General features: G+C 62.6%; 18 protein-coding genes. 14 read left to right on the top strand and 4 right to left on the bottom strand.

Going from position 1 to position 17,460, the window contains the following annotated elements:
* The first annotated feature begins 102 nt into the window (after window positions 1-102).
* Genes VWY34_RS15835 through VWY34_RS15825 form a run of 3 tightly spaced genes read left to right on the top strand, consistent with a single transcriptional unit; the run spans window position 103 to window position 2,513 of the window.
* Window positions 103-969: a sulfite exporter TauE/SafE family protein gene (locus VWY34_RS15835; protein ID WP_416546143.1), complete on the top strand. Its 867-nt coding sequence runs from the start codon at window positions 103-105 to the stop codon at window positions 967-969.
* 25 nt (window positions 970-994) lie between these two features.
* Window positions 995-1,789 carry a hypothetical protein gene (locus VWY34_RS15830; RefSeq protein ID WP_416546141.1) on the top strand — a complete coding sequence of 265 codons (795 nt, stop codon included), beginning with the start codon at window positions 995-997 and terminating at the stop codon, window positions 1,787-1,789.
* 55 nt (window positions 1,790-1,844) lie between these two features.
* On the top strand, window positions 1,845-2,513 hold the full coding sequence (locus tag VWY34_RS15825) for an HNH endonuclease (RefSeq protein WP_416546139.1): 669 nt from the start codon (window positions 1,845-1,847) through the stop codon (window positions 2,511-2,513).
* Between the two features lie 184 nt (window positions 2,514-2,697).
* Here the strand turns inward: VWY34_RS15825 and VWY34_RS15820 are convergent, their stop codons facing one another.
* Genes VWY34_RS15820 through ccmI form a run of 3 tightly spaced genes read right to left on the bottom strand, consistent with a single transcriptional unit; the run spans window position 2,698 to window position 4,657 of the window.
* Entirely contained in the window at window positions 2,698-2,931 is a 234-nt protein-coding gene (locus VWY34_RS15820; protein ID WP_340545858.1) for a DUF1289 domain-containing protein, read from the bottom strand.
* 5 nt (window positions 2,932-2,936) lie between these two features.
* Window positions 2,937-3,410 carry a Holliday junction resolvase RuvX gene (gene ruvX / locus VWY34_RS15815; RefSeq protein ID WP_340545857.1) on the bottom strand — a complete coding sequence of 158 codons (474 nt, stop codon included), beginning with the start codon at window positions 3,408-3,410 and terminating at the stop codon, window positions 2,937-2,939.
* On the bottom strand, window positions 3,407-4,657 hold the full coding sequence (gene ccmI / locus VWY34_RS15810) for a c-type cytochrome biogenesis protein CcmI (RefSeq protein ID WP_416546137.1): 1,251 nt from the start codon (window positions 4,655-4,657) through the stop codon (window positions 3,407-3,409). The genes ruvX and ccmI overlap by 4 nt, the downstream gene beginning before the upstream one ends.
* Window positions 4,658-4,938: 281 nt before the next feature.
* Between ccmI and VWY34_RS15805 the strand changes: the two genes are divergently transcribed.
* The 9 genes from VWY34_RS15805 to VWY34_RS15765 all read left to right on the top strand — a co-directional run bounded on the left by VWY34_RS15805 (window position 4,939) and on the right by VWY34_RS15765 (window position 12,941).
* Entirely contained in the window at window positions 4,939-6,183 is a 1,245-nt protein-coding gene (locus VWY34_RS15805) for a sarcosine oxidase subunit beta family protein (protein WP_340545855.1), read from the top strand.
* Between the two features lie 33 nt (window positions 6,184-6,216).
* Window positions 6,217-6,546: a sarcosine oxidase subunit delta gene (locus VWY34_RS15800; protein ID WP_340545854.1), complete on the top strand. Its 330-nt coding sequence runs from the start codon at window positions 6,217-6,219 to the stop codon at window positions 6,544-6,546.
* A gap of 58 nt (window positions 6,547-6,604) precedes the next feature.
* Entirely contained in the window at window positions 6,605-9,637 is a 3,033-nt protein-coding gene (locus tag VWY34_RS15795; RefSeq protein WP_416546135.1) for a sarcosine oxidase subunit alpha family protein, read from the top strand.
* Window positions 9,630-10,202, top strand: a complete 573-nt coding sequence (locus VWY34_RS15790) for a sarcosine oxidase subunit gamma (RefSeq protein WP_416546133.1) — start codon at window positions 9,630-9,632, stop codon at window positions 10,200-10,202. The genes VWY34_RS15795 and VWY34_RS15790 overlap by 8 nt, the downstream gene beginning before the upstream one ends.
* A gap of 179 nt (window positions 10,203-10,381) precedes the next feature.
* On the top strand, window positions 10,382-10,837 hold the full coding sequence (locus VWY34_RS15785; protein ID WP_340545851.1) for a hypothetical protein: 456 nt from the start codon (window positions 10,382-10,384) through the stop codon (window positions 10,835-10,837).
* A gap of 114 nt (window positions 10,838-10,951) precedes the next feature.
* Window positions 10,952-11,377: a hypothetical protein gene (locus tag VWY34_RS15780; protein ID WP_416534192.1), complete on the top strand. Its 426-nt coding sequence runs from the start codon at window positions 10,952-10,954 to the stop codon at window positions 11,375-11,377.
* Between the two features lie 168 nt (window positions 11,378-11,545).
* Complete coding sequence (locus VWY34_RS15775) at window positions 11,546-12,145, top strand: superoxide dismutase (RefSeq protein WP_102896828.1); 600 nt, start codon at window positions 11,546-11,548, stop codon at window positions 12,143-12,145.
* A 143-nt stretch (window positions 12,146-12,288) separates the two neighbouring features.
* Window positions 12,289-12,489, top strand: coding sequence for a hypothetical protein (locus VWY34_RS15770; protein ID WP_340545849.1), 201 nt, complete (start codon window positions 12,289-12,291; stop codon window positions 12,487-12,489).
* Window positions 12,489-12,941 carry a host attachment family protein gene (locus VWY34_RS15765; protein ID WP_340545848.1) on the top strand — a complete coding sequence of 151 codons (453 nt, stop codon included), beginning with the start codon at window positions 12,489-12,491 and terminating at the stop codon, window positions 12,939-12,941. The genes VWY34_RS15770 and VWY34_RS15765 overlap by 1 nt, the downstream gene beginning before the upstream one ends.
* 86 nt (window positions 12,942-13,027) lie before the next feature.
* On the opposite strand, the gene VWY34_RS15760 is transcribed toward VWY34_RS15765, so the two are convergent.
* Entirely contained in the window at window positions 13,028-13,570 is a 543-nt protein-coding gene (locus VWY34_RS15760; protein ID WP_340545847.1) for a TIGR00730 family Rossman fold protein, read from the bottom strand.
* A gap of 164 nt (window positions 13,571-13,734) precedes the next feature.
* Between VWY34_RS15760 and VWY34_RS15755 the strand changes: the two genes are divergently transcribed.
* On the top strand, window positions 13,735-15,492 hold the full coding sequence (locus VWY34_RS15755; RefSeq protein ID WP_416546131.1) for a LysM peptidoglycan-binding domain-containing protein: 1,758 nt from the start codon (window positions 13,735-13,737) through the stop codon (window positions 15,490-15,492).
* Window positions 15,493-15,629: 137 nt separating this feature from the next.
* Entirely contained in the window at window positions 15,630-17,438 is a 1,809-nt protein-coding gene (locus VWY34_RS15750) for an ABCB family ABC transporter ATP-binding protein/permease (protein WP_416534190.1), read from the top strand.
* Window positions 17,439-17,460: the final 22 nt, after the last annotated feature.

The raw sequence follows: 17,460 nt of genomic DNA, 5'->3' as shown, positions 1-17,460 counted from the left end.
CCCATGCTAGGGGATGGGAATGTCAGCGCAAGACAGCCGCCCATATCCGCTGCGGATGGGGTCGGTCTGCGGTCGCTGATCCGGGTAAGAGGAGAGCCGCCGATGTCAGCCCTGACAACCAGTCTTGTGACCACTGCCACCCTGTGGCCGGAGCCTGCCGTGCTGGCGCAGATAGCCGGTCTCTTGATCGTGACAGGCGCGGTGGCCGGGGTTCTGGCGGGCCTGCTGGGGGTTGGCGGCGGCATCGTTCTGGTGCCTGCGTTTTTCTACGTGTTTCAGACGCTGGGCTATGGGGGCGACCAGCTGATGCAGATGTGTCTGGCAACGTCTCTGGCGACGATCATCGTGACCTCTCTGCGCTCGGTGATGAGCCACAACAAGAAGGGTGCCGTGGATTGGGACATCCTGCGCGGCTGGGGGCCGGGAATTGCCATCGGCGCCATCGTCGGAGTCACCGTTGCGGCCTCTTTGCGGTCAACCACATTGCAGGCGCTGTTTGGCGTGCTGGCGCTGGTGATTGGTTGTTACATGGCCTTTGGCCGCTCCGATTGGCGGCTGGACAACGAGATGCCCAAGGGCGCGCGCCGCATCATCCTGTCCCCCATGGTCGGGTTCCTGTCGGTGTTGATGGGCATCGGCGGCGGCAGTTTTGGCGTGCCATTGATGAGCCTGCATGCCACGCCCATTCACCGGGCTGTGGCCACGGCGGCGGGCTTTGGTGTCATCATTGCAGTGCCGTCGGTGATTGGCTTTCTGTTCCTGCCGATTGATCCGTCGGCGCGCCCGCCGCTGACGCTGGGGGCGGTCAATATGGTTGCCTTTGTGGTGGTGATCGCGATGACGCTGATCACCGCCCCCTGGGGGGTGAAGCTGGCCCATGCGATGGATCCGAAACCGCTGAAACGGGTGTTTGCAGTCTTTCTGATCCTTGTCGCGCTCAATATGCTGCGCAAGTCTCTGGGCTTCTGATTTCAGGTATTGGTAAGGTTTTGCAATGGATTGGCAGCGGTTCTTGACAAAGGGGTGGTGTGATTTTCCGGCCCATGCTGCCACATTGGCCTGGGCGCGCCACGCCCATCAGGCCGGGATCCGGACCCTCAACGATCCGACCAATGCCGACTGGCTGCAATGTGAGGGCACCTGGTTCATCGGTGTTGATGCGCTGCCCAATGACGGGCGCGGCCAGCTGCCGGAGGGGCCGCCGCTGGCCGGCCCCGCCATCGACTTCATCAGCGCCCATCTTGGCGGCCTGCCGGATCTGCATCGCGCGCAGGTCTCCTCTGTCTTCCCGGGCTATCCACGGCCGCGCCCAGGTGAGGGGGAGGCGGCGCTGCGCTACCGGATCAACCGCGACGCGGCGCATGTGGACGGGGTGAAGATGTTCGGGGAGACCCGCCGCCGCCGGGTCGAGGAACCCCATGCCTGGGTGCTGGGGCTGCCGCTGAATGTCAGCAGTCCCGATGCTTCGCCGCTGGTGATCTGGGAGGGCAGCCATGTGATCATGCGCCGCGCCTTTGCGGCGCTGTTTCAGGGCGTCCCTGCGCAGCAATGGGGCGAAGTGGATGTGACCGACGCCTATGCCGCTGCCCGCCGGGAGGTGTTTGACACCTGCCCAAGGATCACGGTTTCAGCCCGCCCCGGTGAGGCCTATCTGATGCACCGGCTGTGCCTGCATGGTGTCGCGCCATGGCCCGAGGGGGCCAGCGCCCCCGAAGAGGGCCGCATGATCGCCTATTTCCGCCCCGAGCTGGCGGATTGGACCCAGAGGTGGCTGGCGGAGTGGGAGTAGAGGGCATCATTGGGTTCTTCAGTGTTGAGATCACTTTAGTTGGGAAGGACGTTGGGTGAAGTCACTTAGAGAATATGGTGTCGAGGCTCAGCACCTGCGGCAGGCTTTGGAGAGCTTTAAGGCCGGGAACCACCATGGTGTCAAATACACGCCGTCAACCAGCACCTACATTCTATGCCGTATTGATTTTGAGCTATGGGATCTAAAACCGGTGGTGCGTATGGCATTGCGCCTAGTGGGCGAAAATATTGATCCGAACAATTTTACATCTCAACGGTTCCAAGGCGAGTTATCGACCCTTGGATATCATATTGTTCGGTTCGATGAACTCCGGCAGCGCCGCCTTGGTATGCGAGGGTTCGATGCAGATGAATTGATTGCTCCGCATCGTGTATACGTACCACCCTTCATGGCGGAGAAACGCAATGGATTTGCTTTTCCCGATGTTACAGGTGGTCAAGCGGGGCCAGCTCTCAGAAAGGGCGTGAGCAACCGGTTCGTTCGAAACTCCGAAGTTAGTCAACGAGTGAGACAGAGGGCCAACGGTATCTGTGGCGCGTGTCAAAACAAGTCTTTCGAAACCCCAAATGGTGGGTGGTTTTTGGAGGTGCATCACAAAAAATGGCTAAGCGAAGGCGGTGCTGATGTTGAGGAAAACATGATTGCCCTCTGTCCGAACTGCCACCGTCAGGAGCATTTCGGTAAGAATCGAAGGTACCGATGAATGAGGTGCCGGCAGATAAAAGGTCAGCATCCCTGCCTGAATGTTTCGCGTGCGAAACAATGGGTCAGCAGTTATTCCGCATGATTTTCAGAAGGTTACCGGGGCGTGCGCAACCATTGGCGGGCAAAAGCCGAGCGCTGTCAGCCCGTTATCCGTTGCCGCGAGACATGTGCCGCGCGCCGCGTTAGCTGCGGTTTAGGCGGGCGCTGCGGCCGCCGCGGCGCTTGGTCAGCTCCTTGGCGCGGTCGGGCAGGGCTGCGAGCAGCTCGGCGCGTTCTTCGTTGCTCATCTTTGACCAGCGGGTGATTTCGTCGATGGAGCGATAGCAGCCGGTGCAGATCCGCGCCTCGGGGTGGACGACACAGATTTGGATGCAGGGGGACTGCACCTCGTCACGTTTCCAGACCTCGTCACTCATGCGTTTTATCCCGCCTTGATATGGCGCATGCGATCCAGCGCCCCTTGCAGGATATACGATGCGGCAACATGGTCGATCACCTCTGCGCGACGCTTTCGGCTCGTATCCGCCTCCAGAAGCGCCCTTTCGGCGGCGACCGTGCTCAACCTTTCGTCCCAGAAGCCGATCGGCAGTTCGGTCAGCTTGGCCAGATTGCGGGCAAAGGCGCGGGTTTTCTGGCAGCGCGGCCCTTCGGAGCCGTCCATATTGCGCGGCAGCCCCAACAGCAGGGCGCCGACCTCGCGGGTCTTGACGATCTCGAACAGGCGGTCGGCATCCAGGGTGAATTTCTTGCGCCGGATGGTTTCCAGCGGCGTCGCCACGGTGCCCATACGGTCGGAGATGGCGACACCAACGGTTTTGTCGCCAAAATCCAGCCCCGCAATCGGGGTGAAGGCGGGGACGGCTGCGGCGAAGGCTTCGAAGTCGTCATGGATCATTGGGTCAGTCCTGCATTTTTCGCGGCTTCGGTGATGGTGGCGAGCGCCTCTGGCATCTCGGCAAAGACCTCTTGTGCCTCCGCGTAGATCGCCTGCGCGCGCTCGGTCTCTTGCAGCACGGCAAGGGCGCCGATCAGCCGCGCCCATTCCTGCGGTGTGCCGCCGCTGTCGGCCAGCCGCTGCGACAGCCCCTCGACCATGCCGCGGATCATCTGCTGGCGTTCCTGCGCGCTCATCTCCCCGGCCGCGGCGATATCGTCCTGGCTGGGACCCGAGAGCGCCGGGGGTCCGCCGGGGGCCGGTCTGCTGCCCGGGGCGATCGGCGTATAGTCGACCCCGGCGCGATAGGCGATATCCTCGATCTGGGCGGAGATGGCGGTGATCCAGGGGGCGCCCTCCGGTCCCATGGCCAGGGTCTCGCTCCAGACCTCATAGGCGAGGTCCGGGCGGCCGATCTGCGCCATCATCAGCCCCCAGTAGTAGCGCGCGCCGCCATCAAAGCGGTTGAGCGTCAGTGCGGTGCGCAGGGCGTCCTCGGCCTCTGGGGAGACATAGCCGCCTGCGGCCATGATCTGCAGCTCTGCCAGTTCGCCGAAATCGCGCGCCTCGACGTCGCTGGACATGATGCGGATGTAATTGGCCTTGGCCTGTGCGGCGGCGGCGAAATTGCCGAGGTTCGCCTCATGCTGGGCGAGCAGCGCCTGGCCCTGGGCGTCGTTGGTGCGGGCGGCGGCGGTTTCGCGCAGCTGATCGACCAGGGTCGCATATCCGGGTTCCACCACGCGTTCGGGGCGGGCGGGGGCGTCGGCCTCAGCTTCGGCCTGCGAGGGGCGGCTGGCGGCGCGTTCGGCGGCGGCATCAATCCGCAGCTGCAGGCCCAGATCGCTGTATCCGGGTGCCCCGAGATTGGCATAGAGCAGATAGGTGCCGGCGCAGATCCCAGCGGTCAGCACAACAGCGGTTGCGCCGGTCAGCAGGCGCGGCTGCGAGCGGCCGGTGGCGGCGGCCTGCGCCTGGGCATCGGCGGTCAGGATGCGGCGCGAAATCTCTGTGCGGACCCGTTCGGCGTCACCCTCCTGCAGCACGCCACGCGCCAGATCCTTGTCCACGTCGCGCAGCTGCTGGCGATAGACCTGAAGATCGTAGGCCGCAGCAGGCGCGCCGCTGTCACGGCCCCGCAGCAGCACAAGGGACAGCAGAATGGCCGTGGCCAGCGTGATAAGACTGATGACAATCCAGAAGGTCATGGCGGCTCCCGCAGTTTCACACTCATGTATAGGGGCGCAGGCGCGGAAAAAAGGCCTAACTGCTGCGGCGCGCTGTCCCGGCTGGTCGGAGGGCCGCCTGCGCGCCAAAGCACAGGCAAAGCTCAGCCTACAGCTTCGAGCAAAGCGGCTGGCATAGCGGCGGCGGCGCGTCGTCTTTGGGTCCGCATGTCGCAACCATGCACGATTGCGACGATAAACGGCGCAGCCCGGGGCGATCTGTGGTGCATACCCGGTAGCAGTCTCGAACCACGGATTCGCCCATGAAACGTTATTCTGCCTTTGCTGTCGCGCGTGAGGCGCTGCGCTACCACACCGGATGGGAACGCGCCTGGCGCTCGCCTGAACCGAAACGCCACTATGATGTGATCATCGTCGGGGCCGGGGGGCATGGTCTGGCCACAGCCTATTTCCTTGGCAAGAATTTCGGCATCACCAATGTCGCCGTTCTGGAAAAGGGCTGGCTGGGCGGCGGGAATACCGGGCGTAACACCACCATCATCCGCTCCAACTACCTGCAGGATCCCTCGGCGGCGATCTATGAGAAGGCGCGCTCGCTCTATGAGACGATGAGCCAGGACATCAACTACAACGTGATGTTCAGCCCGCGCGGCGTGATCATGCTGGCGCAGACCGAGCATGAGGTGCGCGGCTACAAGCGCACCGCCCATGCCAATGCCCTGCAGGGCGTGCAGACCGAATGGATTGAGCCTGCGCGCGTGAAGGAGCTGGTGCCGATCATCAACCTCGAAGGGCCGCGCTATCCGGTTCTGGGCGGCCTCTGGCAGGAACGCGGCGGCACCGCGCGCCACGATGCGGTGGCCTGGGGCTATGCGCGGGCCTGTTCCAACATGGGTATGGACATCATCCAGCAGTGTGAAGTCACCGGCGTGCGCAATGAGAATGGCCGCGTGGTTGGCGTCGACACCACCAAGGGCGCCATCGACTGCGACAAGCTGGGCATGGTGGTTGCGGGCAATTGTTCGCATCTGTCGGACATGGCGGGTTTCCGTCTGCCGGTGGAAAGCGTGGCGTTGCAGGCGCTGGTGTCCGAGCCGATCAAACCCTGCATGGATGTGGTTGTGATGGCCAATACCGTGCATGGCTACATGTCGCAGTCCGACAAGGGCGAGATGGTCATCGGCGGCGGCACCGACGGGTTCAACAACTACACCCAGCGCGGATCTTTCCATCATATCGAGGAAACCGTGCGCGCGCTCAACGAGACCTTCCCGATGGTCAGCCGTCTGAAGATGCTGCGCCAGTGGGGCGGGATCGTGGATGTGACCGGCGACCGCTCGCCGCTGATCTCCAAGACACCGGTCGGCAATATCTTTGTCAACGCAGGCTGGGGTACCGGCGGCTTCAAGGCGATCCCGGGCTCTGGCTGGGCGATGGCGGAGCTGATGGCCACAGGTCATTCGCCGCTGGCCGAAGAGTTTTCGATGATGCGCTTCAAGGAAGGCAAATTCATCGACGAGAGCGTCGCCGCCGGTGTGGCGCACTAACGCTGCAGAATTCAATTTTACGGAGCAAGCACAATGCTGATCCTTGAATGCCCCTATTGCGGCGTCAAAGCCGAAGAAACTGAACTGGCCGCTGGTGGCGAGGCGCATCTGAAGCGTTTTGGTCCCGGCTCGTCGGATGACGAGTTTCATGACTATCTGTTCATGCGCGAAAACCCCAAGGGCGTGCATTTTGAGCGCTGGCGCCATGCCAATGGCTGCGGCAAGTGGTTCCATGCTGCGCGCTGCACCACCACGCTTGAGGTTTTTGGCACCTACAGCGCCCAGACCACCGAGCCGCCCAAGGACATTCTGGATGCGGTCACGGCCAAGCGTCCCGGCTGGACATGGCGGGATCTGAAATGATCGCCTGTCTGAACGTTACCTCCCTTTTCGTCGCCCTCTCTTGCGAAAGGTCCGCCACATGAGCACGCGCCTTGCCAAAAACGGCCGGTTGATCGACCGCTCCAAACCGATCGAATTCACCTTCAACGGCAAGCGGATGAAGGGCTATGCAGGCGATACGCTGGCGTCGGCCCTGTTGGCCAATGACCAGATGATGGTTGGCCGCTCGTTCAAATATCACCGCCCGCGCGGTCTGGTTGCGGCTGGCCCGGAAGAGCCCAACGCCCTTGTGGGTCTGGGCACCGGCGACCGGTTTGAACCCAACCAGCGCGCCACCACGACCGAGCTGTTCTCGGGCCTGTCGGCGCAGTCGCAGAACCATTGGCCGAGCCTTGAGTTCGACGTGGGCGTGGCCAATAACGCGCTGGCGCGGTTCCTGCCTGCGGGGTTCTACTACAAGATGTTCATCCACCCGCGTCCGCTGTGGAAACATGTCTACGAGCCGATCATCCGCCAGTCCGCCGGTCTGGGCAAAGCGCCCGACAAGGAGCTGAAGGACGCCGACACCTACGAGCATTTCTATTATTTCGTCGATGTGCTGGTGATTGGTGGTGGTGTTGCGGGTTTGCAGGCGGCCAAGGCTGCGGCGATGTCCGGTGCCAAGGTTCTGCTGCTGGAGCAGCACAACTATTGGGGTGGCCGCGCGCCAGTTGATGGCGGCACCATCGACGGGATGGAACCCGGCGCTTGGGTCGAGAAAACCCTCGCCGAGCTGCGGGGCATGGACAATGTGCTGCTGCGCGACCGCTGCATGGGCGCGGGCGTCTATGATCACGGCTATGCGCTGGGGTATGAGCGTCTGACCGATCATGCGCCGGGGCAGGGTGGTCCGCGCCACCGTCTGTGGCGGATCCGGGCCAGCCAGATTGTGACGGCGACCGGTGCGATTGAACGGCCTTTGTCCTTTGCGGGCAATGATGTTCCCGGCGTGATGCTGGCGGCCTCGATGCGCGACTATGCGGTGAACTGGGGGGTGACACCCGGCCAGAAAGTGGTTGTGGCCACCAACAATGATGACGCCTATCGCACCGCGATTGCGCTGCATGCTGCGGGTGTCGAGGTGGTGCGCGTGCTGGATGCCCGCGACAGCGGCGGCGGCGCGCTGATGGAAGAGGTTCGTCAGCTGGGCATCCGCGTCGAATGTGGCCGGGCCATTGCCAAGGTGAAAGGCGGCAAGCGCGTCACCTCGGTGGCGATCTGTGCCCAGAACGGCGAGGGCGGTGCTCAGGAGGAGGTCGAGGCCGATGCGGTCGCGATGTCCGGCGGCTGGTCGCCGGTGGTGCATCTGTGGTCCCATTGCGGTGGCAAGCTGGTCTGGGATCAGACCCATGCGAACTTCCGCCCCGATGCAACCCGTCCGCCGCTGGGTGCGGATGGCAAGGGTTTTGTGATTGCGGCGGGGGCTGCCAATGGCGCCGCTGGTCTGGCGGAGGCGCTGAGCGATGCGCAGGCCGCAGGCGAGGCGGCGGCCAAGGCTGCTGGTCGCAAGGTCAAGGCAGGCACCGCGCCCGTTGGTGATGCCCCGACAGAGACGGCGATGGAGCCGGTCTGGCTGATGCCTGCCAAGGCCGACATCAAGCTGCGGATGAAAACCTGGCTGGACTATCAGAACGACGTCAAAGTGTCGGATGTGCAGCTGGCCGCGCGCGAAGGGTTCGAAAGCGTCGAACATACCAAGCGCTACACCACGCTGGGCATGGCGACGGATCAGGGGAAGTTGAGCAATATCAACGGTCTGGCGATCCTTGCTGATGCGCTGGGGTCTGAAATCCCGCAAGTGGGCACCACCACCTTCCGTCCGCCCTATCACCCGATTTCGATGGGGGCGATCGGCGGTGAGGCGCGCGGGGAGATCTTCCAGCCGCTGCGCAAGACGCCGATGTATGACTGGCACGACAGCAATGGGGCGGATTGGGAACCGGTTGGCCAGTGGCGTCGCCCCTACGCCTATGTTCGCTCCGGCGAGAGCTTACATGACGCAGTGAACCGCGAGGTGAAGAACACCCGCGAGAACCTCGGCCTGCTGGATGCCTCGACCCTCGGCAAGCTGGTCGTCAAAGGGCCGGATGCGGGCAAGTTCCTCGACATGATGTATACCAACATGATGTCGACGCTGAAGCCGGGCAAATGCCGCTATGGTCTGATGTGTTCGGAGAACGGTTTCCTGATCGACGACGGCGTGGTTGCCCGGATCGACGAGGACACCTGGCTTTGCCACACCACCACCGGCGGTGCCGAGCGGATCCATGGCCACATGGAAGAATGGCTGCAGACCGAATGGTGGGACTGGAAAGTCTATGTTGCCAATGTCACCGAACAGCTGGCGCAGGTCGCCGTCGTTGGCCCCAACGCCCGCAAGGTGCTGGAAAAGCTGAACGAAAAAGCGGGCGGCGGTATGGATGTCTCCAGGGAGGCGCTGCCCTTCATGGAATGGCGTGATGGGGAAATCGGCGGCTTCAAGGCGCGGGCCTACCGCATCTCCTTCTCGGGCGAACTGTCCTACGAGATCGCGGTTGCGGCCTCCGAAGGTCAGGCGTTCTGGACTGCGTTGATGGAGGCGGGCAAGGAATTCGGGGTGATGCCTTATGGCACCGAATGTCTGCACATCCTGCGGGCCGAAAAGGGCTTTATCATGATCGGCGACGAGACTGACGGGACCGTTATCCCGCAGGATCTGGGGCTCAACTGGGCGCTGTCGAAGAAGAAAGAGGATTTCCTCGGCAAACGCGCGCATTCCCGCAGCCATATGGCCGATCCCGACCGCTGGCAGCTGGTGGGTCTGGAAACCGTAGACGGGTCGGTCCTGCCGGATGGCGCCTATGCGGTGGGCAATGGTGTCAACGCCAATGGCCAGAAAAACACCATCGGGCGCGTCACCTCGACCTATTATTCCGCCAATCTGGGCCGTGGCATTGCCATGGGTCTGGTCAAGCATGGTCCCAAGCGGATGGGCGAGGTGATCGAGTTCCCCGGCACCGACGGGACAATCTACAAGGCCAAGATCGTCGATCAGGTCTTTTACGACAAGGAAGGGGAGAAGCAGAATGTCTGATCCTGTCAGCGCAATGAATGGGGCGAAATTCTCCGGTCTGGCACAGGTCGAGGACAGCGGGTTGCAGGGGATGATCACCCTGCGCGGCGATCTGGCCTCTGCCACCCTGAGGGCGGCGGTAAAGGCCGCCACCGGGGCGGATGTGCCGACCAGCGGTCAGATCTCCCTGACCGAGCAGGGCGGTGTGGCCTGGATGTCGCCGGACGAGCTGCTGCTGCTGGTGCCTTACGGCGAGGTTGACGCCAAGGTTGCGGATCTGGCAGAGGCGCTGAAAGGCGAACATGCGCTGGCCGTCAATGTCTCCGACGCCCGTGGTCTGTTCCGCCTGTCCGGTGACAGCGCCCGCGAAGTTCTGGCGAAAATCTGCCCGGTCGATATGTCGGCTGAGGCCTTTAAACCGGGCCAGTTTCGCCGCACGCGCATGGCGCAGGTGGCGGCGGCCTTCTGGCTCGACAATAACGGTGCATTTCACATCGTTTGCTTCCGCTCAGTGGGCGGATATGTCTACAACTTGTTATGCACCGCCGCTCATCCACAATCTAAGGTAGGTGCGTTAACTGGTTAAGGCAATTTAGCCTTGTGGTGCGTTTTACGTGCAGGTAAAGTGCTTCTGGATTTCCGGGGGCACTTTTTACTTGGCTTTGTTGGTTCTTCACCATTTGTGATTCATGATCACCGCCAATTCGGGAGTTATCTGTCTGCTGCATAGCCGGGCTATGCTGTATTAACTGGTGGGAGGTTAATATGTTCAAGGTCGCTGACCTGCTGCTGCCAATTGCAAGGACGCTGGGCTTTGCTGCCTGCGTGGCACTTGGCACCGGTCTGGCGACCCCGGCGGCGGCGCTGGAAGGGATTTATACCTGCAAGGTGAAATCGCTGTCTGGCCGAGGGTGGATCCCGCCGTTGATCAGCCTGCGTTTCCACGATGAATGGTCGGCGGAAGTGGTGCATTCCGGCAATGTCAGTGCGCTGTCCGGCCGCCCGCTGAAGGCCGGGTTTTTCCGCATCAGCGATATCTCCTACCGGGTCAGCTGGACGGTCACCAGCGCCTCCGTCGGCAATGGCGCGAGCGCGGTGGAAACCCATTATCGCGCGGTGTTCAACACCCAGAACAAGAAACTGTCGGTAAAGGTGATCTCCGGTGGCGTCGGGGAGAAATCGCCACGCGGCATCGGCCAATGCGCCCAGGTCACAAGTTAGCTGATGATGTCGCGGCTGCATCGTAGCGGCAATTCCATAGAAAAGACTTCACAACCTGCGCGCGATTGACGATATAGCGGCTGTATCCATTTCCTGAGAGCGCGAGCATTCCCGATGAAATCTTTGATCAGAGCCGCAGTGGCGGCCTGCACCCTATTTGCCGCAGCGCCCGTTGTCGCGGCACCGGTGACCTATGATTGCCAGATCACCTCCTATGAGAAATACGGATGGCTGTCGCCGCGTGTTCTGGTCTTTGTCGATCATGACCAGAAAGTCACGGGCGTGATGGATGGCGTTATTGCCAGCGTACAGAAAACCCCGATGATCGTGCCTTACGATCTGCGTTCCAAAAACCGGCTCAAGCTGAAGTGGACCGTCAATAATATTGATGCGCGTTCGGGGTCTGCCAAGGCAAGCTATTCGGCCACGATGGATGAGCCGCGTATGAAGCTGTCGATTACAGCGCGTGTGCATGGCTATGATAACCGTCCGTCCGGCAGCGGGCCGTGCACCCGCAGCAACGTCAAGCTGAGCAAGTAAGCCCGCAGTGCAGGATCCGTTGCCGATCGTCTAACGGCCTGCGGCGGCTGCCTCTTTTCGCGCTGACCGGGTTATTTTTTAGCTGTTTCCCCGGCTTGGCCTTGACCAATGGGGGCACCAGCCGCATGTATCTGCCTAGGAACGAAACAGACAATACAGGGGGCCCAGATGGCTTTTGAACTTCCCGATCTTCCTTATGCCCATGACGCGCTGGCATCCAAAGGCATGTCCGCAGAAACGCTGGAATACCACCACGACCTGCACCACAAGGCCTATGTGGACAACGGCAACAAGCTGATCGCCGGCACCGAGTGGGACGGCAAGTCCATGGAAGAGATCATCAAGGGCACCTATGACGCAAATGCCGTCGCCCAGAGCGGTATCTTCAACAACATCTCCCAGCTGTGGAACCACAACCAGTTCTGGGAAATGATGGGTCCGGGCGACAGCAAGATGCCGGGCGAGCTGGAAAAGGCTCTGGTCGACAGCTTTGGCTCCGTTGACAAGTTCAAGGAAGAGTTCTCTGCCGCAGGCGCGGGTCAGTTCGGCTCCGGCTGGGCCTGGCTGGTCAAGGACACCGACGGCGGCCTGAAGGTGACCAAGACCGAAAACGGCGTGAACCCGGTCTGCTTTGGTCAGACAGCACTGCTGGGCTGTGACGTGTGGGAGCATTCCTACTATATCGATTTCCGCAACAAGCGTCCGGCCTATCTGACCAACTTCCTCGACAATCTGGTCAACTGGGAAAACGTCGCTTCGCGCATGTGATCTTTTGGGATCAGTGATTGATCTTGGGCCTCGTCCGGTATCGGACGGGGCCTTTCTTTATTGCGCGGGGGCGGGCTGAGGGGGGAACAAAACGCCTCTTTGGCGGTTGTGTTGGTGAACCCCGATAAAAATGGAGGACCGACATGGCAGACCGCGTGAGATCAAAGGATGGCCGTCAGGAAACCAAGGAAATCCTGGGCGCCGAGGGCAGCGTTTCGCATGGCGGGCGCACCGGTGGCCGACTGGCCCGGGAGGTGGCGACCGAGGACGAGGAAAAACGTGCCAAGGAACGCCCTGCCGGTGCGACACGGGTGACCAAATCCAACGAGCAGGAGGACCAATAATGGCTCAGCTAGACCACGGCACATATGTTCTGGTGACCGACAGCGAAAAGGCATTGCTGCTGCAAAACACCACCGATGCGCAGAACCCGCATCTGGAGGTGCGCCGCAAGGAAGAGCAGGACAATCCCTCCGATATCGAACAATCGGCCAACCGTCCCGGCCGGATGCACGACGGCGGTGTCGGCCACCGTTCGGCGCTGGATGATACCGACTGGCACGAGCTGGCCAAGGAGCGCTTTGCCGACGATATCGCTGAGCTGCTCTATGAGCGGGCGCACAAGGGCAAACTGGGCAAGATCGTTCTGGTCGCCTCGCCGCAGGTGCTCGGCAATCTGCGCGACAAGCTGCACAAGGAGGTTCAGGATCTGGTGCTGGCGGAGATCCCGAAGACGCTGACCAACCACCCGATCGACGAGATCGAGAAGATTGTCCAGCAGGAGCTGGCCGCCTGATCCCGCGGTGTGCGCGAAACGCATTTATCTGGCAAATTTACAGACCAACGCGGTGCAGGAATGCGCCGCGTTTTTTGTCGTCGAGATCAGCCGCGCAGCGCGGTCAGCGCATCCTCGACGCTGGTGACCCAGGTGAGCGCCGCCGTTGTCTCGGCCCCCGCGAACCCTTCGGCCACCACATGCTCCACCAGGGCCTTCAGCGGATCCCAGTAGCCGTCGATGTTGAGGACCAGGATCGGTTTCCGGTGTAGGTCGAGCTGACGCCAGGTCAGCGCCTCGAACAGCTCGTCAAGCGAGCCGGCACCGCCCGGCAGCACCACCACGGCATCGGCGTTGTAGAGCATCACTTTTTTGCGTTCGTGCATGGTTTCGGTGACCACATAGGTGTTGAGGTCGGTCTTGGCGACCTCGCGGCGGACCAGATGTTCGGGAATGACGCCAAAGGTGCGCCCGCCCGCCGCCTGTGCCGCCCGCGCCACCCGGCCCATCAGCCCGACGTCGCCGGCGCCATAGACCAGCCGCTGGCCCTGTTGGGCAAGGCCGGTTCCGAGCGCCTCGGCGGCCTCGGCATAGGCCGGACGGATCCCATCGCGCGATCCACAATACACACAGACGGAATGAATACGCATGGCAGTCACCTTTTTTGTTGTGTTCGGCGGGGAAATAAGTCGTCCTTTGGTCCCTGATAGCGGCATTGTATGGCTGGCTCAAGCAAGCGGGGGGGACATCCCGCAGGATCGGACCCGAGGACGACCGGTGGAGGTCTTTTCGGGGTCGGAAGGGAAGGAATGGAATGACGGATGTAACGGGCAAAGGTGGCATATCCGCCATCGCCATCGGGGGCGCTGCTGCGGTGGTCGCGGTGCTGGGCGGGGTGGTTTTCCTGCAATGGGGCGGTGGTGAGCGCGGCGCGGGCGGCGATGGCTCCGCCGCCAATGGCGACAAGGTGGTGATCACGCCGAGCGTCTCCGCCTCAGATCGCAAGCTGGCTTCGCCCGAGGTGGGCAGCGATGCGCCCGAAGAGACGGTGACAGAAACCGAGGTGACAGTGGCTGCGACGGATGCGACGGCACCGGCCGAGGTCGATCAGCCTGCGGGCGGTGAAGCGCCTGTCGAAGCGGCGCCGCGCGCGGATGCGGAGCAGGCGGCCGAGGTGGGTGTGGCAGGGGCAGCAGAGACCAGCGCCGTCGAGGCCGCGCCATCGGCAGATGAGACGCCTGCTGAAACACCCGCCGTGACGCCGACAGCCCCGCAGATGGATCTTGCACGATTTGAGACCGATGGCAGCGGGATGGTTGCCGGTCGGGCGACGCCGGGATCGGTGATCTCGCTGATGCTGGACGGTGCGGTGCTGGAGACACTGACGGTGCCGTCGGATGGCAGCTTTGTGCTGTTCACCTCGGTTGCGCCCTCGGATCAGCCGCAGGTGATTTCGCTGACAGCCAGCTTGGGGGAGGCGGTTGCGGCCTCTGATGCAGAGTTCATTCTGGCACCTGTCGTGCCCGTCGCGCCGGTGCAGGTGGCACAGGCCGACGCGGTTGAGGCCCCGGTCGCCGAGGCGCCGGTGGCAGCGGATGTCGCAGCCGATGCGGCCGCCGAGGAAACCGCGACCGTGGCCGTTCAAAGCGAGGCTGCGCAGGCTGAGGCCGTGCAGAGTGAGGCCGTGCAGAGTGAGGCCTTGGCAAGTGAGGCGGTGCAGGTTGAGGTCGTCCAGAGCGAGGTAACGACCGCTGCAACGGAAACAGCTGAAGCCTCTCCTGTTGTGAGCGCTGCACCTGCCGCACCGGTGGCGGCAGAGCTGGCCGCAGAACCGGATGCAGATCCCGCAGATGTTGCGCAGGCTGCGGTGGACAGCCCGGCTGAGGATCGTGCGGTGGCACCTGCCGAGGTGGCGGAAACCAAAGTCGAGGTGGCTGAGGCCGCTGCGGCGGATGTGGCGCAGACCACGGGCCAGGACGCGCCAGCCGCCGCCGCACCGGAACAGGTGGCGGTGCTGCGGTCCGATGCCAGCGGCGTGACGCTGGTCCAGCCCCCCACGCCGCGACTGGCAGAGGCGCCCGATACCGTGGCGCTGGAGACCATTTCCTATGATGATGCGGGCTCCGTGGTGCTGAGCGGGCGGGTGCGCGCGGATGCGGTGGTGCGCGCCTATCTCGACAATGCGGCGATTGCCGATCTGCCGGTGGATGAGGAAGGCCGCTGGTCCGGTATTCTGCCCAATGTGGCGCCGGGGATCTACGCGCTGCGACTGGATGCGCTGGATACCGAGGGCAAGGTGCTGAGCCGGCTTGAAACCCCGTTCAAACGGGAAGCGCCGGAGGTGCTGCAACCGCCTGTCGAAACCGCAGCTGCCCCCGATGCCGCCCCAACCGGCACGCAGCCTCAGGTGCGCCTGGTCACGGTGCAGGAGGGCGATACGCTCTGGGCGATTTCGCGCGAACGTTATGGCGACGGGCTGCTGTATGTGCGGGTATTTGATGCCAATCGCGCGGCGATCCGCAACCCGGATCTGATCTACCCCGGTCAGGTATTCTCGGTGCCGGTGCAATAAGACGACTGTCGCCGCGCGGGGGGGCTGCGCAAAGGCCGGGATAATAGTCGGGCCAAAAGTCGGGATACGGCGCAGGGCCATGCTGGCCAAATGGTCGGCACGGCCCTATGTCAGAGGTCTTGCAACAAGGACATGTGATGACGGACAGCGATATGACCACTGCGCAGGAGGAGCGCCGTTCCGGCCTGCGAACCCTGCGCCGCGTTTTTCCCTACCTGTGGCCAAAGGATCAGGCCTGGGTCAAATACCGCGTGGTGGCGGCGCTGGCGGTGCTGATCCTGGCCAAGCTGGTCGCGGTCTATACGCCGATGCTCTACAAGGGGGCGGTCGATAGCCTCGCGGGAGAAGGCGTGCCGCCTCTGGCGTTGGGGGCTGTTGGTCTGACGGTGGCCTATGGCGTGGCGCGGGTTCTGACCACCGGGTTTCAGCAGCTGCGTGATGCGGTGTTTGCGCCTGTCGGTCAACGGGCACTGAGGCGTCTGGCGCTGGAGACCTTTCGCCATATTCACCGCCTGTCGATGCGCTATCACATCACCCGCAAAACCGGCGGGCTGAGCCGGATTATCGAACGTGGCGTCAAAGGCGTGGAGTTCCTGCTGCGCTTTCTTCTGTTTTCCATCGGGCCTCTGGTGCTGGAGCTGGTGCTGGTTGCCGTCATCCTCGCGGTGCTGTTTGACATCTGGTATCTGGTCGTGGTGGCGGTCACTGTCGGGCTTTATGTCTGGTTCACCTTTGCGGTGACGGAATGGCGGGTGAAGCTGCGCCGCGAGATGAACAAGCAGGACACCGATGCCAACCAGAAGGCGATCGACAGCCTGCTGAACTATGAGACGGTCAAATATTTCGGCGCCGAGGATCGCGAGACCGAGCGCTACGATGTGGCGATGCGGGCCTATGCCAAGGCCGCGCTGAAGACTGCCTATTCGCTGGCATTCCTGAACTTTGGCCAGAGCCTGGTGATCACCGGCGGTCTGGTGGTGGTGATGGTGATGGCCGCGATCGGCGTGCAGCAGGGCAATCTGACGGTGGGCGATTTTGTCATGGTCAACGCCTATATGATCCAGATCACCGTGCCGCTGAACTTTCTCGGGACCGTCTACCGTGAGATACGTCAGAGCCTTGTGGATATGGGCGAGATGTTCGATCTGATCGAACAGGACCCGGATGTGAAGGATCGGGGGGATGCCAAGGTGTTGCAGGTCAACGGCGGTGCCATCACGCTGGAGAATGTGGAGTTCGGCTACGACAGCGACCGGCAGATCCTGAAAGGCGTGAGTCTTGAGGTGGCGGCGGGGCAGACCGTGGCCATCGTTGGGTCTACCGGGTCGGGCAAATCCACTATCGGGCGGCTGTTGTTCCGGTTCTATGATGTCACCCGCGGGGCCTTGCGCATTGACGGGCAGGATGTGCGGGATGTCACGCAAAAGAGCCTTCATGCCGCGATTGGCGTGGTGCCGCAGGATACCGTGCTGTTCAACGATACGATCCGCTACAATATCGCCTATGGCCGTGCCGGAGCCACGCAGGAAGAGGTGGAACAGGCCGCGCGGGATGCGCAGATCCACGACTTCATCATGCGGCTGCCTGAGGGGTATGAGACGCAGGTCGGCGAGCGGGGCCTGAAGCTGTCGGGCGGTGAGAAGCAGCGGGTGGGCATTGCCCGCACCCTGCTGAAGAACCCGCCAATCCTGCTGCTGGACGAGGCGACATCGGCGCTGGACAGCGACACAGAACAAGAGATCAAGGAGGCGCTGTCGCGCGCCGGGCAGGGGCGGACGGTGATCACCATTGCCCACCGTCTGAGCACGGTTGCAGAGGCCGACCAGATCATTGTGCTGGAACAGGGCGAGATCGCCGAGCGCGGCACCCATGACGAACTGCTGGCCAGCGAAGGCCGCTACGCGCATCTGTGGCAGCGCCAGCAATCGGATCAGGACGCCGCCTGATCACCCTGCGGGGGATAAGGGG

The organism is Phaeobacter sp. JH20_02, assembly GCF_048056915.1.
GTDB lineage: Bacteria > Pseudomonadota > Alphaproteobacteria > Rhodobacterales > Rhodobacteraceae > Phaeobacter > Phaeobacter bryozoorum.
The sequence above is the reverse complement of the archived record's forward strand: the minus strand, read 5'-3'. Positions and strand labels throughout refer to the sequence as shown.

Coding starts and splice junctions, on each gene's coding strand:
- VWY34_RS15765 (WP_340545848.1), top strand. CDS start 12,489: ATGGCTCAGCTAGACCACGGCACATATGTTCTGGTGACCGACAGCGAA.
- VWY34_RS15790 (WP_416546133.1), top strand. CDS start 9,630: ATGTCTGATCCTGTCAGCGCAATGAATGGGGCGAAATTCTCCGGTCTG.
- VWY34_RS15775 (WP_102896828.1), top strand. CDS start 11,546: ATGGCTTTTGAACTTCCCGATCTTCCTTATGCCCATGACGCGCTGGCA.
- VWY34_RS15750 (WP_416534190.1), top strand. CDS start 15,630: ATGACGGACAGCGATATGACCACTGCGCAGGAGGAGCGCCGTTCCGGC.
- VWY34_RS15770 (WP_340545849.1), top strand. CDS start 12,289: ATGGCAGACCGCGTGAGATCAAAGGATGGCCGTCAGGAAACCAAGGAA.
- VWY34_RS15785 (WP_340545851.1), top strand. CDS start 10,382: ATGTTCAAGGTCGCTGACCTGCTGCTGCCAATTGCAAGGACGCTGGGC.
- VWY34_RS15780 (WP_416534192.1), top strand. CDS start 10,952: ATGAAATCTTTGATCAGAGCCGCAGTGGCGGCCTGCACCCTATTTGCC.
- VWY34_RS15830 (WP_416546141.1), top strand. CDS start 995: ATGGATTGGCAGCGGTTCTTGACAAAGGGGTGGTGTGATTTTCCGGCC.
- VWY34_RS15795 (WP_416546135.1), top strand. CDS start 6,605: ATGAGCACGCGCCTTGCCAAAAACGGCCGGTTGATCGACCGCTCCAAA.
- ruvX (WP_340545857.1), bottom strand. CDS start 3,410: ATGATCCATGACGACTTCGAAGCCTTCGCCGCAGCCGTCCCCGCCTTC.
- ccmI (WP_416546137.1), bottom strand. CDS start 4,657: ATGACCTTCTGGATTGTCATCAGTCTTATCACGCTGGCCACGGCCATT.
- VWY34_RS15800 (WP_340545854.1), top strand. CDS start 6,217: ATGCTGATCCTTGAATGCCCCTATTGCGGCGTCAAAGCCGAAGAAACT.
- VWY34_RS15820 (WP_340545858.1), bottom strand. CDS start 2,931: ATGAGTGACGAGGTCTGGAAACGTGACGAGGTGCAGTCCCCCTGCATC.
- VWY34_RS15835 (WP_416546143.1), top strand. CDS start 103: ATGTCAGCCCTGACAACCAGTCTTGTGACCACTGCCACCCTGTGGCCG.
- VWY34_RS15805 (WP_340545855.1), top strand. CDS start 4,939: ATGAAACGTTATTCTGCCTTTGCTGTCGCGCGTGAGGCGCTGCGCTAC.
- VWY34_RS15755 (WP_416546131.1), top strand. CDS start 13,735: ATGACGGATGTAACGGGCAAAGGTGGCATATCCGCCATCGCCATCGGG.
- VWY34_RS15760 (WP_340545847.1), bottom strand. CDS start 13,570: ATGCGTATTCATTCCGTCTGTGTGTATTGTGGATCGCGCGATGGGATC.